General features: G+C 72.9%; 13 protein-coding genes. 10 read left to right on the top strand and 3 right to left on the bottom strand.

Annotated features, from left to right (window positions below):
- Nucleotides 1–25 precede the first annotated feature (25 nt).
- The 6 genes from OHA99_RS36525 to OHA99_RS36500 are packed head-to-tail and all read left to right on the top strand — an operon-like array spanning nucleotide 26 to nucleotide 4,803.
- Nucleotides 26–1,000 carry an acetaldehyde dehydrogenase (acetylating) gene (locus OHA99_RS36525; protein ID WP_331728230.1) on the top strand — a complete coding sequence of 325 codons (975 nt, stop codon included), beginning with the start codon at nucleotides 26–28 and terminating at the stop codon, nucleotides 998–1,000.
- Nucleotides 985–2,028, top strand: coding sequence for a 4-hydroxy-2-oxovalerate aldolase (dmpG, locus tag OHA99_RS36520; RefSeq protein ID WP_165687542.1), 1,044 nt, complete (start codon nucleotides 985–987; stop codon nucleotides 2,026–2,028). Before OHA99_RS36525 ends, dmpG begins: the two co-directional genes overlap by 16 nt.
- A complete protein-coding gene (locus OHA99_RS36515; protein ID WP_331727914.1) occupies nucleotides 2,025–2,792 on the top strand; it encodes a 4-oxalocrotonate decarboxylase in 768 nt (255 codons plus the stop codon). Before dmpG ends, OHA99_RS36515 begins: the two co-directional genes overlap by 4 nt.
- Complete coding sequence (locus tag OHA99_RS36510; RefSeq protein WP_331727911.1) at nucleotides 2,789–3,271, top strand: RidA family protein; 483 nt, start codon at nucleotides 2,789–2,791, stop codon at nucleotides 3,269–3,271. Before OHA99_RS36515 ends, OHA99_RS36510 begins: the two co-directional genes overlap by 4 nt.
- Nucleotides 3,268–3,789 carry a 3-hydroxyanthranilate 3,4-dioxygenase gene (locus OHA99_RS36505; RefSeq protein WP_331727908.1) on the top strand — a complete coding sequence of 174 codons (522 nt, stop codon included), beginning with the start codon at nucleotides 3,268–3,270 and terminating at the stop codon, nucleotides 3,787–3,789. The genes OHA99_RS36510 and OHA99_RS36505 overlap by 4 nt, the downstream gene beginning before the upstream one ends.
- A gap of 3 nt (nucleotides 3,790–3,792) precedes the next feature.
- A complete protein-coding gene (locus OHA99_RS36500) occupies nucleotides 3,793–4,803 on the top strand; it encodes an amidohydrolase family protein (RefSeq protein ID WP_331727905.1) in 1,011 nt (336 codons plus the stop codon).
- Here the strand turns inward: OHA99_RS36500 and OHA99_RS36495 are convergent.
- Nucleotides 4,752–5,738, bottom strand: a complete 987-nt coding sequence (locus tag OHA99_RS36495; protein WP_331727902.1) for a LysR substrate-binding domain-containing protein — start codon at nucleotides 5,736–5,738, stop codon at nucleotides 4,752–4,754. The two genes, OHA99_RS36500 and OHA99_RS36495, sit on opposite strands and share 52 nt — an antisense overlap.
- Before the next feature lie 195 nt (nucleotides 5,739–5,933).
- Here OHA99_RS36495 and cseB point away from each other — a divergent pair, with 195 nt between their 5' ends.
- From cseB to OHA99_RS36475, 4 genes are all read left to right on the top strand, one after another.
- Complete coding sequence (cseB, locus tag OHA99_RS36490; RefSeq protein WP_282882187.1) at nucleotides 5,934–6,668, top strand: two-component system response regulator CseB; 735 nt, start codon at nucleotides 5,934–5,936, stop codon at nucleotides 6,666–6,668.
- A gap of 1 nt (nucleotide 6,669) precedes the next feature.
- Entirely contained in the window at nucleotides 6,670–7,950 is a 1,281-nt protein-coding gene (locus OHA99_RS36485; protein ID WP_331727898.1) for a HAMP domain-containing sensor histidine kinase, read from the top strand.
- Between the two features lie 108 nt (nucleotides 7,951–8,058).
- Nucleotides 8,059–9,132, top strand: a complete 1,074-nt coding sequence (locus OHA99_RS36480; protein WP_331727895.1) for a serine hydrolase — start codon at nucleotides 8,059–8,061, stop codon at nucleotides 9,130–9,132.
- A 139-nt stretch (nucleotides 9,133–9,271) separates the two neighbouring features.
- Nucleotides 9,272–10,126, top strand: coding sequence for an endonuclease/exonuclease/phosphatase family protein (locus OHA99_RS36475; RefSeq protein ID WP_405699181.1), 855 nt, complete (start codon nucleotides 9,272–9,274; stop codon nucleotides 10,124–10,126).
- 59 nt (nucleotides 10,127–10,185) lie between these two features.
- On the opposite strand, the gene OHA99_RS36470 is transcribed toward OHA99_RS36475, so the two are convergent.
- Together OHA99_RS36470 and OHA99_RS36465 are read right to left on the bottom strand one after the other, a co-directional pair.
- Nucleotides 10,186–14,001, bottom strand: a complete 3,816-nt coding sequence (locus OHA99_RS36470; RefSeq protein ID WP_331727889.1) for a S8 family serine peptidase — start codon at nucleotides 13,999–14,001, stop codon at nucleotides 10,186–10,188.
- Nucleotides 14,002–14,167: 166 nt separating this feature from the next.
- Entirely contained in the window at nucleotides 14,168–15,724 is a 1,557-nt protein-coding gene (locus tag OHA99_RS36465) for an AMP-binding protein (RefSeq protein WP_331727887.1), read from the bottom strand.
- Nucleotides 15,725–15,801 lie beyond the last annotated feature (77 nt).

Below are 15,801 nucleotides of genomic sequence, written 5' to 3'. Positions count from 1 at the left end.
AGCAACCACCGGGCCGGGCGGCACGATCCCGGCCGCGGCCGACACGCCCCCGGCCTCGGACGGCACGGTCCCCGTCGCCGTCATCGGCTCCGGCAACATCGGCACCGACCTGATGATCAAGGTGATGCGGCTGTCCAGGACCCTGCGCATGGGCGCCATGGCCGGCATCGACCCGGCGTCCGACGGTCTCGCGCGGGCCGCACGCCTCAAGGTCGCCACCACCGCCGGCGGCATCGACGGCCTCGTGGAGATGGACGAGTTCGCCGACGTCAAGGTCGTCTTCGACGCCACCTCCGCGAAGGCCCACGTCCGCAACGCCGAGATCGCCCGGCGCCACGGCAAGCTGATGGTCGACCTGACCCCGGCCGCGCTCGGCCCCTTCGTCGTCCCGCCGGTCAACCTGGAGGAGCACCTGGACGCGCCGGACGTCAACATGGTGACCTGCGGCGGCCAGGCGACCATCCCCGTCGTCGCCGCGGTCTCCCGGATCGCCCCGGTGGCGTACGGCGAGATCGTCGCGTCCATCGCGTCGCGGTCGGCCGGTCCCGGCACCCGGGCGAACATCGACGAGTTCACCGAGACCACCGGCGAGGCCGTCCGCGCCGTCGGCGGTGCCGAGGTGGGCAAGGCGATCATCGTCCTCAACCCGGCCGAACCGCCCCTCGTCATGCGCGACACCGTGTACTGCCTCGTCGAGGGCGCGGTGGACGCGGGGACGCGGGAGCGGATCGCCGCCTCCGTACGGGATATGGCCGCCGGCGTCCGGGAGTACGTCCCCGGCTACCGGCTCAAGCAGGACGTGCAGTTCGACCCCGTCGAGGACGTGATGGTCCCGGCGCTGGGCCGCAGGTTCACCGGAGTGCGGGTGTCGGTGTTCCTGGAGGTGCTGGGCGCGGGCCACTACCTGCCCGACTACGCCGGGAACCTGGACATCATGACCTCCGCCGCGGTCAGGACCGCCGAGCGGATCGCCGTACTCCGAGGATGGGTGAGCGCGTGAACCTCTACGTACAGGACGTGACCCTGCGGGACGGCATGCACGCCATGGGGCACAGGTACACCCTCGACCAGGTGCGCCGGATCGTCGCCGCGCTCGACAGGGCGGGCGTCGCGGCCGTCGAGGTCGCGCACGGCGACGGGCTCGGCGGATCGAGCGCCAACTACGGCTTCGGCGCCCACAGCGACGAGGAGTGGATCGAGGCCGCCGCGGAGGTGCTGGAGCGCGCGAAGCTGACCACCCTGCTGCTTCCCGGCATCGGCACCATCGAGCACCTGCGCCGCGCCCACGCCCTCGGGGTGCGCAGCGTCCGCGTCGCCACCCACTGCACCGAGGCCGACGTGAGCGCACAGCACATCGCCTGGGCCCGGGAGCACGGCATGGACGTGTCGGGCTTCCTGATGATGAGCCACCTCAACTCCCCCGCACGCCTGGCCGAGCAGGCGGCGCTGATGGAGTCCTACGGCGCGCACTGCGTGTACGTCACCGACTCCGGCGGGCGGCTGACGACGCGCGACGTCACGGAGCGGATCGACGCCTACCGGCAGGTGCTGGACGACCGTACCCAGATCGGCATCCACGCCCACGAGAACCTCTCGCTCTCGGTCGCCAACAGTGTGGCCGCCGTCGAGCACGGCGCGTACCGCGTCGACGTGGCCCTGGCCGGTCAGGGCGCCGGGGCGGGCAACTGCCCGGCGGAACCGTTCGTCGCGGTCGCGGACCTGCTGGGCTGGGAGCACGGCTGCGACCTGTTCGCCCTCCAGGACGCCGCCGACGACATCGTCCGCCCGTTGCGCGACCGGCCCGTACGCGTGGACCGGGAGACGCTGACCCTCGGCTACGCCGGCGTGTACTCCAGCTTCCTGCTGCATGCCGAGCGGGCGTCCCGGCGCTACGGGATCGACACCCGGCGGATCCTGATGGAGGTCGGACGCCGCCAACTGGTCGGCGGCCAGGAGGACATGATCGTCGACATCGCACTGGACCTGGCCGCGCGGGACGGGGCCGGCACGGAAGGGAGCGCCGCATGAGCACGGCAAGCACCGTGGAGGCCCTCGCGGAGCGGCTCGACACCGCCCAGACGACGCGCACCGACACGCCGAGTCTCGCCGACACGCACGCCTTCGACATCGCGGAGGCGTACGCGGTCCAGGCGGCGCTGGTGGCCCGCCGGGAGGCGCGCGGCGAACGGGTCACCGGGGTCAAGCTGGGCTTCACCAGCAAGGCCAAGATGGCCCAGATGGGGGTGTCCGACGTGATCGTCGGGCGGCTCACCGACGCGATGCGGGTCGCGAACGGCGGCGACCTCGACCTCGGGCGGTTCATCCACCCGAAGGTGGAACCGGAGGTGGCGTACCGGATCTCCCGCGACGTGGACCTGGACGACCCCGCGACGGACATCGAGTCCTGTGTGGACGCCCTCGCCCCTGCCATGGAGGTCATCGACTCCCGCTACCGGGACTTCCGGTTCACCTACGAGGACGTCGTCGCGGACAACACGTCGGCCTCCGCCTATGTGATCGGTTCCTGGCGGCCCCTTCAGAGCGTGCCCAACCGGGCGGTGCGGCTGGTGAGCGGCCAGGCGGAGACGGTCGGCTCGACCGCCGCGATCCTCGGCGACCCGGTGCGCGCCCTGCACGCGCTGCTGGACATGTGCCGGCGCCGGTCCATCCCGCTGCGGGCCGGGCAGGTGGTGCTCGCCGGTGCGGCCACCGCGGCGGTGCCGCTGACCGCCGGGGTCACGGCCTGCGAGGTCGCGGGACTCGGCACGGTGGAAGTGAGGGTCCTCGGATGAGCGACGCACGCGTTCTCGAGGGACGGGCCGCCCCGCGCGGCCGCTTCCCCCACCTGAAGGTCGTCGGCGACCTGGTCTTCGTGTCCGGCACGAGTTCGCGCCGGCCCGACAACACGTTCGTGGGCGCCGAGGCCGACGCCATGGGCACCGTGAACCTCGACATCCGCGCGCAGACCCGCGCGGTGATCGAGAACATCCGGGACATGCTCGCCGAGGTGGGCGCCGAACTCCACGACATCGCCCAGGTCACCTCGTACCTCGTGTCGATGAACGACTTCGGCGGATACAACGAGGTCTACGCCGAGTACTTCGACGAGCGGGGCCCGGCCCGTACGACGGTCGCGGTGCACCAGTTGCCGCACCCGCACCTGCTGATCGAGATCCAGGCCGTAGCCCACCTGCCCGGGGCCTCCCGGGCCTCCCGGGCCCCCCGAACCCCCGGTACATCCGCATCGCACAGCACGGAGGTGGTCTCATGACCGACATCCCCGAGGTCATCGACTTCCAGGGTTGGATCGACGAGCACGCGCACCTGCTCAAGCCGCCGGTGAACAACCGGACCATGTTCCTCGGCGACGACTTCATCGTCCAGATCGTGGGCGGCCCCAACCAGCGCACGGACTTCCACCAGGAGCCGTACGAGGAGTGGTTCTACCAGGTCAAGGGCGACATGCACGTCAACCTCATGACCGGGGTCGGGCCGCGGACCGTGCACATCAAGGAGGGCCAGGCCTGGCTGCTGCCCGGCAACGTCCCGCACTCCCCGCAGCGCCCCGACCCCGAGTCGATCGGCCTGGTCATCGAGCGGGTCCGCGAGGAAGGCACCCTGGAGCGCTTCCAGTGGTACTGCCCGAACTGTTCCGCCCTGATCCACGGGATCGAACTCCAGGTCAGGGACATCGTCGAGGACCTGCCGCCGGTCTTCACCGCCTTCTACGAGGACGAGCGGGCCCGGGTCTGCCGCGAGTGCGGCGCGCTCCACCCGGGGAAGGGCTGACCGGTGGACCGAGTGATCGACATCCACACCCACTACGTGCCCCGGGGCTGGCCCGACCTCAGAGCCGACGGCGGGCCGGACGCACCGTGGCTCCGGCTCGAGACCGAGTCGGACGCGGTGATCATGATGGGGACCAAGGAGTTCCGGCGGATCCGCTCGGACTGCTGGGACGCCGAGGTCCGGCTGCGCGACATGGACACGGACGGCGTGCGCACCCAGGTCGTCTCCCCGACCCCTGCCTTCTTCACCTACGGGCGAAGCGGCCGGGAGGCGGCGAGGATCGCGCGGATCTTCAACGATCTGGCGCTGGAGATCGTCGAGCCCGCACCGGACCGGCTGATCCCGTTCTGCCAGGTGCCGTTGCAGGACCCGGACGCGGCCTGCCGCGAGCTGGAACGCTGCGTCGCGGCCGGGCACCGCGGAGTCGAGATCGGCAACCACGTCGGCGACCTGGACCTGGACAGCGAAGGGATCGTCACCTTCCTCCAGCACTGCGCCGCACTGGACGTACCGGTGTTCGTGCACCCGTGGGACATGGCCAGTTCCCCCCGGCTCGACCGCTGGATGGCCCAGTGGCTGACGGCGATGCCCGCCGAGACGCACCTGTCGATCCTGGCCATGATCCTGGGCGGGGTCTTCGACCGCGTCGACGACCGCCTGAAGATCTGCTTCGCACACGGCGGCGGTTCGTTCGCGTTCTGGCTGGGCCGCATGGAGAACGCCTGGCACGGACGCAACGACGTCATCGGCACCTCACGGTTCCCGCCGTCCCACTACCTCGGCCGGTTCCACGTCGACTCGGTCGTCTTCGACGAGCGCGCCCTGCGGCTGCTGGTGGACACGGTCGGCGCGGACCGGGTGATGGTGGGCAGCGACTACCCGTACCCGCTGGGCGAGCGTCCGGTCGGCCAGGTGGTCCGCAAGAGCCAGTTCCTCGACGACACCGAACGCCGGCAGATCGGCTACGGCAACGCCGAGCGGTTCCTCGGCCTGTCCTCGCCCGAGGGCCGCTGACCACTGGTCGACGGCGCGGCCATGTCACCGGCGACGGTCTCCAGGCTCCGGATGAGGGCCTCGGCGGAGGGGCTCAGCGTCCGGGCGGCCGATCTGGTCAGCCCGACGCTGTGCCCGATCGGGGCCAGCGGGACCGACAGCCGCACCATGCGGCTGTCGTCCCGGACGATCAGGCTGGGCAGCACCGCGACGACGTCGGTCTCCAGCAGGAGCTGGCGGATGGTGAGGAACGAGGTGGTCTCCACCCTGTTCAGCGGCAGGGCGAACCCGTGGCGGCCGAACAGTTCCTCGATCTCCCGGCGCAGCACGGTCTCCGCGCCCGGCAGGATCCACGGGTGGCCGACCAGCTCCGCCAGCTCCACCGCTTCCCGCCCGGCGAGCGGGTGCGTGGCCCGGACCACGGGCTCCACCGACTCGTCGTAGAGCTTGCGGCGTTCCATCCGCTCGTCGGAGGGCGCGGTCAGCCGCCCCACGACGAGGTCGACGCGGCCCGCCTCCAGCTCCAGCAGCAGCGCCTCCGGCGATCCCTCCCGCACGATCACGGTCAGGTAGGGGCGCTCCTTCTTGAGCGCGGCGATGGCGCGCGGCAGGAGGACGTTGGAGCCCGCCAGGTGGGTGCCGACGACCACGGTGCCGCGGTCGGCGTCGGCGAGCTCCACCACATGCCGCCCCGCCTGCGTCAACTGCGCCAGCACCGCCCGTGCGTGCCGGGTGAACGCCTCGCCGAACACGGTGGGCGTGACACCCCGGGGGCCGCGCTCGAACAGCGGCACGCCGAGGATGTCCTCCAGCTCGTGCAGGCTCCGGGTCGCCGCGGGCTGCGTGACATGGAGTTCACCGGCGGCGCCGACGACGCTCCCCTGGCGCGAGAGCGCGTCGATCAGGACCAGGTGCCGGAACTTGAGCCGGCCGTCGAGCAGGCGGGGCATCTCCACCCCGTGACTCTATCCACCACCTGCCGCTCCCACGGCAGGCGGCCACGCGCTCCCCGGCCGATACGCGGCTGATACACGGCCGAGCCGTGCCGGATGCCCCGGCGCCGCACGCGGCAGGCAGAATGCGGACGGTACGAGGTCAGGGCCGCCGCGCGGGATTCACCCGGTGTGCGGCGGGAAGAAGGGTCGGGTCCAGTGAGCGAGGAGGACGCCCCGGCGCCCGTGACGATTCTGCTGGTCGAGGACGACGAGGTGATCCGCAGGTCGGTCACGCTCGCGCTGGAGCGCTACGGCTACCGGGTCGTGGCGGCCGGTGACGGTCTGACCGGGCTGGAGCTGTTCCGCGAGGGCCGCCACGATCTGCTGCTCCTGGACGTGATGCTGCCCGGCCTCGACGGCATCGGGCTGTGCCGGCGGATCCGCGAGACCAGCATGGACCCGGTGCTGATGATGTCCGCGCGCGGTGACGCCCTGGACGTGGTCTCCGGTCTGGAGGCGGGCGCCGACGACTACGTCGTCAAGCCCGTCGACACCGCGGTTCTGGTGGCCCGTATCCGCTCGCTGCTGCGGCGGGCGGTCTACACCCCCGCCGCCCCGCCCGCCACGGGCGGGGGACGGCCGGAGCGGTCCGGTGCCGACGGTCGTGACCTGCTGGTCTTCGGCGACCTGAGCATCGACACCGCGGGCCTCGTCGTGTCGCTGGCCGGCCGGCCCGTCGCGCTGGCCCCGACCGAACTGCGGCTGCTGCTGGAGTTCGCCGCACATCCCGGCACGGTGCTCGACCGGCAGACCCTGCTGCGCAACGTGTGGGACTACGGCTGGGACGGCGACAGCCGCGTGGTCGATCTGTGTGTGCAGCGGCTGCGGAAGAAGATCGGGGCCGACCGGGTCGAGACCGTCCGCGGGTTCGGCTACAAGCTGCGGCGCTGACGTGGGCGCCGTACGTGACCTGCTCAACTGGCGTTCACTGCGCTGGAAGACCTGTCTGCTCGTCACCGTGTGCTGCTGTGCCGTCGCGCTGACCATCGGGACCCTGGTGCACTCCAGCACCCGGGCCCGGTCGATGAACGACGGGGCCGCCAGGGCCACCGCGGCACTCCTCAGGGACGTGGAGGCCTACGAGCGGGACGGCGTCCCGCCCCAGGGGCTCCACCTGGTGCCGGGGGAGCTTCCGGACGAGTTGCTGCGCCGTCTCGACGGCCGGTGGGAACCGGAGGCGCACCCCGACGCGGTCACCTGGTACGAGGAACCGGACGCCGGGGACCACCCCTCCATGTGGGCGGCACGCGTCTACCGCGGCGAGCCCGTCGCCATCAAGATCGACATGACGTCCGACCTGCTCACGCGCCGTGCCCTGGACCGGCACATGTGGAAGTACTCCCTTCTCGTCCTGGCCGTCGTCGTCCCCCTGTCGGCGCTCGCCGCCGAACTGCCGTACCGCCGGCTGCGCAGGGTGGCGCGCACCACCCGCCGGATCACGGACGGCGATCTGACCGCCAGAACCGGAGCCGGGCGCGGCAACGACGAGATCACCGCCATCTCGGCCACGGTCGACTCGATGGCCGACAGCCTGCACCAGCGGCTGCTGGCCGAACAGCGTTTCACCGCCGACGTCGCCCACGAACTGCGGACCCCGCTGATGGGCCTGGTCACCGCGAGCGAGCTGCTCCCCGAGGGGGAGGCGACCGGCCTGGTCCAGGACCGGGTGCGGGTGCTGCGGGCCCTGGTCGAGGACCTGCTGGAGATCTCCCGGCTCGACGCGGGCGCCGAGTCTGCCGAGCCGAGAAGGGTGCCGCTGGCCGAGGCGGTCTCCGAGTCCGTGGAACGCACCGGACTGCGCACGCGGTTCACTGCGCGGGACGCCCTGACCGCCGAGACCGACCCGCGCCGGCTCGACCGGATCGTCACCAACCTCGTCGTCAACGCCCACCGGCACGGTCGCGCGCCCGTCGAGGTCACGGTCGCCGGCACCACGGTGACCGTACGGGACCACGGCCCCGGCTTTCCGGCCGCGTTGCTGACCGGGGGACCCCAGCGGTTCCGCACCGGCGCGCCGGAACGCGGCCGGGGCCACGGCCTGGGGCTCACCATCGCGCTCGGCCAGGCCGAAGTCATCGGCGCATCACTGTCGTTCGCCAACGCGCCCGACGGCGGGGCCGTCGCCACCCTCCGGCTGCCGGCGACCGCGAAACGGCCGATACACAACGGATGACCGGCGGAGCGGAAGCCGCGACCCGGTCACGGCCGTGCGGACATCCCCTTCGCCGAGAGTGGCCGCGATGCGCGAACGACGCGCACCGCGTCCCCCGGAGGTGCTCCCATGCGTCCAGTCCCCGAACCCGGCGAGCGGGACGGATCCCCCGCGCCGCCGTCGGCTTCCCGGCTGCCGCACGGCCTGCGGCGACGCCCGGCGCTCCTCGCCGCCGGCGCGACCGCCCTGGTCACCCTGGTCACCCTCGGGAGCGTTCTGTCGGTCCGTGGATCCGCGGACGACGCCCCGTCCGCCGCGGGCGTCGACGGCGGCCGGCCGGGCGCATCCCTCACCGGGTCGCTGCCCTGGCCGGACGAGGGCCAGGCGGCCGTCCTGGTCGAGGGATTCGGGCCGCGCGGTGCCCCGGGCGTCCACGGACCGGGGCGGCCGGTGCCGATCGCGAGCGTCACCAAGGTGATGACGGCCTATGTGATCCTGCGCGACCACCCGCTGCGCGGCGACGCGTCCGGCCCCCTGATCACCGTGGACGACAAGGCCGCCAACGAGTCCTTCTCCGGCGCCGAGTCCACCGTCGAGGTCCGGCCGGGCCAGCGGCTGAGCCAACGGCGCCTGCTGGAACTGATGCTCGTACCCTCCGGCAACAACATCGCCCGGCTGCTGGCCCGTTGGGACGCCGGTTCGCAGGAGGCGTTCGTCGCCAGGATGAACCGCGCCGCCGACGACCTCGGCATGGACGACACCACGTACACCGGGGCCAGCGGTATCGAGCCCACCACCACGAGTACGGCCGCGGACCAGTTGAAGCTGGCGCGGAAGGTCATGCGCGACGACGTCTTCAGGTCCGTCGCCGCCCTGCCGCGCACCGCCGCGGCAGTGGGTTCCGGTACGATTCCCAACAGCAACGAACTGCTGAACACACCGGGCGTGATCGGGATCAAGACCGGTTCCAGTACCCCTGCCGGGGGCGCGCTGATGTGGGCGGTCGACGTTGCGGACCGGAGCGGCCGGCGGCATCTCGCCCTCGGCGTGGTGCTGCACCAACGCGCCGGCACCAGCCCGCAGGAGGGTCTGCGAACCGCCTTCGACGCCAGCCGCGCGCTCGTGGAGGCGGTACGGCACCGTGTGGCCGCGACCGGCCCCGCGACGACCTCCGCCACCGACGCCCCGTCCGGAACCCGGTGAGACGACCTTGACCGCTGTCCTCGGCACCTCCTCCGCCGCGCCGGAAACCGCCGGGTCCCGGCCGCCGCGTCGCCGCCTCTTCCCCGGCGGGCGTGACGGACTGGCCGCCGGGATCGTCGCGCTGCTGACCACGCTCCTGATGCTGGGCCACTCCCTGATCCCCGACCGGCCCGGACATCTCGGCAGTCTCACCGAGACCTTCCTGCCCTGGACGGGCCTCGTCGTGCCGCTGCTCCTGGTGTGCGCCGCGATCCGCCGTTCCGCGACCGCCGCCGCTGCCGTACTGCTGCCCGCCCTCGTCTGGGGCACGCTCTACGGCGGGACACTCGCCGACAAGCAGACGAGCGGCGGCGACCTGACCGTGGTGACGCACAACGTCAACGAGCACAATCCGCGCCCCGCGCGCACGGCCCGGGCGCTGGCCGACTCCGGCGCCGACGTGGTGGCCCTGGAAGAGTTGGGCGACTCCTCCGTGTACGAGGAGGCGCTGGCCGCCGACTACCCGTACCACTCGGTGCGGGACACGGTGGGTCTGTGGAGCCGCTATCCGCTCACCGACACCCGCACCGTCGACGTCGCCCCCTGGCCGCGCGCCCTGCGTGCCACGGTCCGCACTCCCCAGGGGCCGGTCGCCGTGTACGTCGCCCACCTGCTGTCCGTCCGGTTCAGCCCCGCGTCGGGCTTCGGCACGGACGCCCGGGACCGCGCGGCGGGCCGTCTCGCGGAGGCCCTGCGCGCCGAACCGCTGCCCCGCGCCCTGCTCGTGGGCGACCTCAACGGCACCACGGACGACGGGGCCCTCGCCGCCCTCACCTCGCCGATGCACTCGGCCCAGGAGGCGGCCGGGGCCGGATTCGGGCTGACCTGGCCGGCCGCGTTCCCGCTGGCCCGGATCGACCACATCCTCCTGCGCGGCATGGAGGCGCGATCGGCCTGGACCCTCCCGGCCACCGACAGCGACCACCTGCCGGTGGCGGCGTCCTTGCGGCTGTAGGTGCTTTCCGGAGTTGCCCGTCCGCCCCGCGGGCGACGACGGGCAACTCCGGACGGGACCTAGCCGCGGTGCAGGTAAGCCCTCGTCACGGTCTGGCGGACCTCGTTGCCGTCCCCGTCCCGGGCGGTGACCCGCAGCGTCACGAAGGCGTCGCCCCGCACCTTCGGCGGCTTGGTGACGGTGACGGCGAACCTGCCGTCGCCCCGGGACCTGGTGGGCGCCGCGGTGAAGTGCGCGCCGTCGTCGTAGGAGACCTCGACGCGCGCCCTGACCCCGCTCGGCGCGTCGAGTCCGTCCTGGTGCCGCACCGTCAGCCCGAGCGTGTACGCCCGGCGCGGGCCCACGCTGTTGCGCGCGTCCACCGGTGCCCGGTAGTCGACCTGGAGCAGAGGCAGCGGCGCCGCCTCACCGGTCGAGCCGGTCGGACCGGAGCGGAACGACCAGGCCGTGTCGGTGGCCGTGGCGTACCGCCACTCGTCGGAGGTGCGGCTGGTTTTCAGCCTCAGGCGGTAGTCGGCGGCCGAGGACGGCACCTGTACGTCCTGCCAGGCGTCGGCCAGGTCGGCCACCTTCTCGCCGTCGCGCACGAGTTCGGCGGCGACGGTTTCCGTGGCCGCCGACGTGCCCGCGCCACCGGGCAGGGCGGGATCGGTGATCACGCGGGACCAGTGGCCGGTCCGGGCGTCGGTGAACTCCGGGATCCGCAGCCTCAGTACGTCACCGGCCCGCGTCGTCGGGGGCACGGCGCCGCCCCGCGGGATCGAGGGCCGTACGACCGCGCCCTGCCAGGTCTCGCCGGTCCGCTCGCCGGCCCGGTAGGTGCGGGGCGCCTCGCGCATGCCGACGTCGAGGGGCGAGTCGATGTTCTCCACCGTCTCGTGCAGGACCAGGTGCTGCCACTGGGTGTCGCCCGCACTGACGTACTCGGTGCGGGTGAAGTCGGTCGGCACGTGGCGGGGGAACTGGTCCAGGGCGTACTCCTGGTAGGGCCGCCAGGAGTAGCGCTGTTCCGTGGCCCAGGGCAGGCCGCCGTTGTCGGCGTACACGGAGCGCACGACGGCGCTGTTGCGGCGCGAGACGGTGTGCGTGACGTGGTGCGGAATGCCCTGGGAGGACACCTGGACGACGTCGTAGAGGTAGGGGCTGCGCGGGGTGCCGGTGAACGCGACCGCGGTCCCGCGCCGTTCGATCCGCTTCAGCAGCTCGGTGCCGTCGGTGCGGCCGACGCGGATCAGCGGCACCCGGGTGCGCGCGCCGTTGGGCGTCCACCGGGTCCACGCGTTGTCGTCGTAGTGGACGAGCAGCACGCCGCGGGCGCCCGCTGCGGCGGCCTCGTCGGTGATCTCCCGCTCGCTCTTCCCGTCTCCGGTGTAGGTGACGACGGCGAGCCTGCCCCGGGCGGCGCGGAAGTCCGGCGCGGCCGTGGTTCCGGCGGCGACGGCGGTCAGCCGTGCCCCGCGCGGGTCGAACAGGGCGGACGTCGCCTCGTAGAAGACGTTGAGGCCGCGCGGACCGCCGACGACGTCCGCCTTGAGCATCGGGGCCACGAGCTGCCAGCGGGAGGTGAACTCGAAGGTCCCGTCGGTGACCCGCTCGGTGGGGCTGACGTACAGGTCGCGGACGACGTCGAAGGCCATGACATGGTCGGTCCAGCCGTGTCCGTCGATCTCCCGGTGCGTCTGGTAGCTCAGGGCTCCGCGCTGTTCGGCGGGCCGGGGGGTGCGGATTTCGACCTTGGTCGTCCTGCGGGGGTCGACGACGACGGTGGTGTCCTTGGTGACCTCGACCTGGGGCAGGACCACGTGGTACAGACTGTCCCGGTCGCCCGACTGGTCCGTGGTGGAGGCGAACACCTGGTAGGTGCCTTCCTCGACCTCGGCGACACCCTTCTCCCAGTCCGTGTACGGCACGTAGCCCTCGGCGCCCTGGATCACGGGGAAGTTCTGGACGGGACGGCCCTCGAGGTCGTAGGAGACGACCCGGAGTTCGTGCACGGGACCGCGCACGCGCAGGCTGAGCGTGGTGTGGACGACGGTCCGGCCGTCGGCGGAGGTGGCCGTGAGACGGCCGTAGTAGCGGCCCGGCGCCGCGTGGGAGGGCGACACGGTCAGGGGCACCTCGGCGGTACCGCCGGCCGGGACGGTGAGGCGCTTCGTCGCCGGGCGCACCGCCGCGGGACCGGCCTCGCGGCCGCCGGCGGTGGCCAGCCGGAGGTCCAGGTCGAGGGTGACGTCGTCGCCGGAGTGGTTGGCGTAGCGCACGGTCCGGGTGTGGGTGCCGGTGTCCTCGGTCTCGTACACGCCCAGGGCCTGGGTGCCGGTGGCGACGACCGGGGTCCGTACGGCGGTGGCGAGGTCGATGCGGCCGCCGCCCTGTTCGGTGACGCGCTGTCCCGGCATCGTGCGGGCGGTGCTGATCAGCGCGTCCTTGAGGCGCGGTGCCGTCCAGTCGGGGTGCTGCTGGGCGAGCAGCGCCGCCGCTCCCGCGACGTGGGGCGTGGCCATGGAGGTGCCGGAGGCGGCGACGTAGTGGTCGTCGACCACGGTGCCGAGGGTGGTTCCCGCGGCCCGCGCGGCCACGATGCCGACCCCCGGCGCGGTCACGTCGGGCTTGACCGCGTCGTCGCCGGGGCGGGGACCGCGGCCGGAGAAGTCGGCGAGGGTGTCGTCCCGGTCGACCGCGCCGACCGTCAGGGCCGCGTCCGCGGCGGCGGGGCTGCCGATCGTGCCGGTGCCGGGACCGCTGTTGCCTGAAGCCACGACGAACAACGCGCCCGAGGACTTGGAGAGTTCGTTGAGGGTCTGGCTCATCGGGTCGGTGCCGTCGCTGGGCGCGTCGGACCCCAGGGACAGGTTGACGATGTCGGCTCCCCGGCCGACGGCCCATTCCATGCCGTCGATCACCTGCGACTCGCTGCCGGAGCCGTCGTCGCCGAGGACCTTGCCGATCAGGAGGTCGGCCCCGGGGGCGACTCCCTTGCGGCTGCCGTGGGAGGCCGCCCCCGAGCCGCCGACGGTGGAGGCGACGTGGGTGCCGTGGCCGTTGCCGTCGCCGGTGCCGGTGTCCGTGGAGAAGTTCTTCGTCTCGGTGATGCGTCCGGCCAGGTCGGGATGGCCGGCGTCGGCGCCGGTGTCGAGTACCGCGACCTTGACGTCGTCGCCCTCGTAACCGGCCTTCCACGCCTCGGGGGCGCCGATCTGGGCGGTGCTGCGGTCCAGCGAGGCGCGGACCCGGCCGTCCAGCCAGACGCGCGGGGCGGTGGCGGCAGCGGACACCTCGGCGGGGTCGGGGGCGAGGCGCTTCCAGAACGCGCCGAGGTCGCCGGCCGGGACGCGCACGGCCTCGGCGCCGATGGTCTCCAGGTGGCGGGTGGGCGTTCCGTCGGCGGCCAGCGCGGTCAGCCGGCGCAGGGCGGTGCCTGCCTCGTCCCTGGCACCTTGGGAACCTTGGGCACCGCCCACGATCAACGGCAGGGTGTCCGAGTGGGCCTCGTCGTACCCCTGGGCGAGCAGGGAGGTGACGTCGAACAGGCCGCGGTCCAGCCGTCCCGTGGCCAGCAGGGCGTTGGCGTCGGCCGGGAGGACCATCAGGCGGCCGTCCTCCTCCACCGTGCGGAAGAGCACGTGCCGACGGCCCTCCCCAGGTGTCACCGAGGCCGTGTGCCGGCCGCCCGCGTCCGTCGTCACCGTGACGCGGTCGCCGGTGATCAGGCGCACGGTGGCGCTTTGACCCGGTCCGCTTCCGCCCGGTGCGCCGGCGGCGGCCTTGCCGGTCGTCGGCGGGCCGCCGCGGCTGTCCGCGGCGACCGGGGGCGCGGCGCCGACGGCGAGGGCGAGCCCCGTCACCACGGCCGCCGCGAGGCGTATCCGTCTCATCAGATCTCATGCCTTCCGTCGTGCTGCACACGGCACGGTGGTGCCGTCGCCCCCGTCCGGGCACCCGCCGGCCGCGTCCCGTCCACGAGGGCGACACATGCCTGCTGATCCCGACCGGCTCAACGTGGCGGCCGGACAACGGGTTCACGGCTTCCGGCGCGGCGGCTCAGGCTGCCCTTTCGCCGGCTTCGTGTGTCTGTGCGGCGCGTGACCGCAGCAGCTTCTTGTCGGGCTTGCCGGCGTCGGTCAGTGGCAGTTGTTCCACGAAGGTGATGTGTGCCGGTTCGTACATGGCGCCGCGTCGTACGCGGACCAGAGCCCGCAGCTCGTCCGCGCCCACCTCGGCCCCCGGGGCCGGTACCACAGCCGCGCACACCTGTTCCGTGCCGTCGGTGTCGCGCACACCGAAGGCGGCGCTCTGCAGCACGTGGGGGTGGGAGTTGAGGAGGTCCTCCAGCTCGGTGGTGTAGACGTGTCCGCCGACCACGACGATCATGTCCTTGACCCGGTCGGTGATGGTCAGGTAGCCCTCGGCGTCGAGGAATCCGATGTCGCCGGTGTGCAGCCAGCCGTCCCGCAGTACTTCGGCGGTCAGCTCGGGCTGCTTCCAGTAGCCCTGCATGAGGTGCCCGGAGCGCACGCAGATCTCGCCGTGGTCGCCGTGGGGCAGGTCGTTACCGTCCGTGTCGCGGATGGCCACCTCGACTCCGGGCAGCACCCTGCCCGCGGAGCGCAGCTGTTCGGGACGGTTCGGGTCGTGGTCGTCGGGGGTGAGGACGCTGATGCTGCCGGACTCGCTCTGCCCGTAGCCCTGCATGAGAACGGGTCCCAAGCGGCGTATCGCGTCGGCGATCCGGGCCGGGGATGCCTGGCAGCCGCCGTAGATCAGCCGGCGCAGGCTGGAGGTGTCGGTGCGGTCCGCGTCCGGGTGGTCGATCAGCCGGTACAGCAGCGGCGGCAGGAGATACAGGTGGGTGATGCGCTCGCGTTCGATCGCGGCGAGCACCTGGGCGGGGACGAAGTCGTCCTGGAGCACCACCGTGCCGCCCGAGGCCAGCAGGTGGTCGGCGATGAGTCCGGCGGCGTGCGCGAGGGGGGTCGGCAGCAGTTGCCGGGGCCGGGCGGCCTCGTCCTCACCGGGCTCGGGCCGCATCCTGCCGGCTCTCTCGAAGCTGGTGCAGATGCCCTTGGGGTGTCCGGTGGTGCCGCCGGTGTGGCGGATGGAGCAGATGTCCTCGGGCCGGGCCAGTCCCGAGATCGGCTCGGCGGGCTCGGCTGCGGCCAGCTCCAGCAGGTCGGTTCCGGTCCCGCCGGCGCCCAGGGTCAGGACGTGCGGGACCTGGGCCAGGGCGGTGACCTCGGCGGCCCGCGCGGCATACGAGGGGTCCACGACCAGTGCCCGGGTCTCCACGTCACGCACGATGGCGGCCTGGGCGTCGGCGGAGAGCCTGTTGTAGAGGTGGGCGACCGGGCAGCCGATCAGGTTGGCGGCGTAGCGGGCGGCCAGAGCCTCGGGGAGATTGCCGCTGAGCAGTGTGACGGTCTGCCCGCGCTCGACGCCCTGGGCACGCAGGGCGTGCGCCAGCCGGTAGACCAGGGCGCGGAAGGCACCCGCGGTGATCCGGCGCCCCTGGTGGACCAACGCCTCTCGTGCGGGGGCGGCGGCGAGTGAATCCAGGATGTCGTCCACGAACGAGCGGAAGGGCGGGGCGGTGACGGGCATGTCGGCTTCCTTCAGGGGGTTGGTCGGCCCCGTCGTACCCGCGCACGTACGACCGGGGCGCGGTGGGACTCATGGCG

This window comes from Streptomyces coelicoflavus (genome assembly GCF_045041415.1).
Taxonomy (GTDB): Bacteria; Actinomycetota; Actinomycetes; order Streptomycetales; family Streptomycetaceae; genus Streptomyces; species Streptomyces coelicoflavus.
This window is presented reverse-complemented; position numbering and strand designations above follow the sequence as displayed.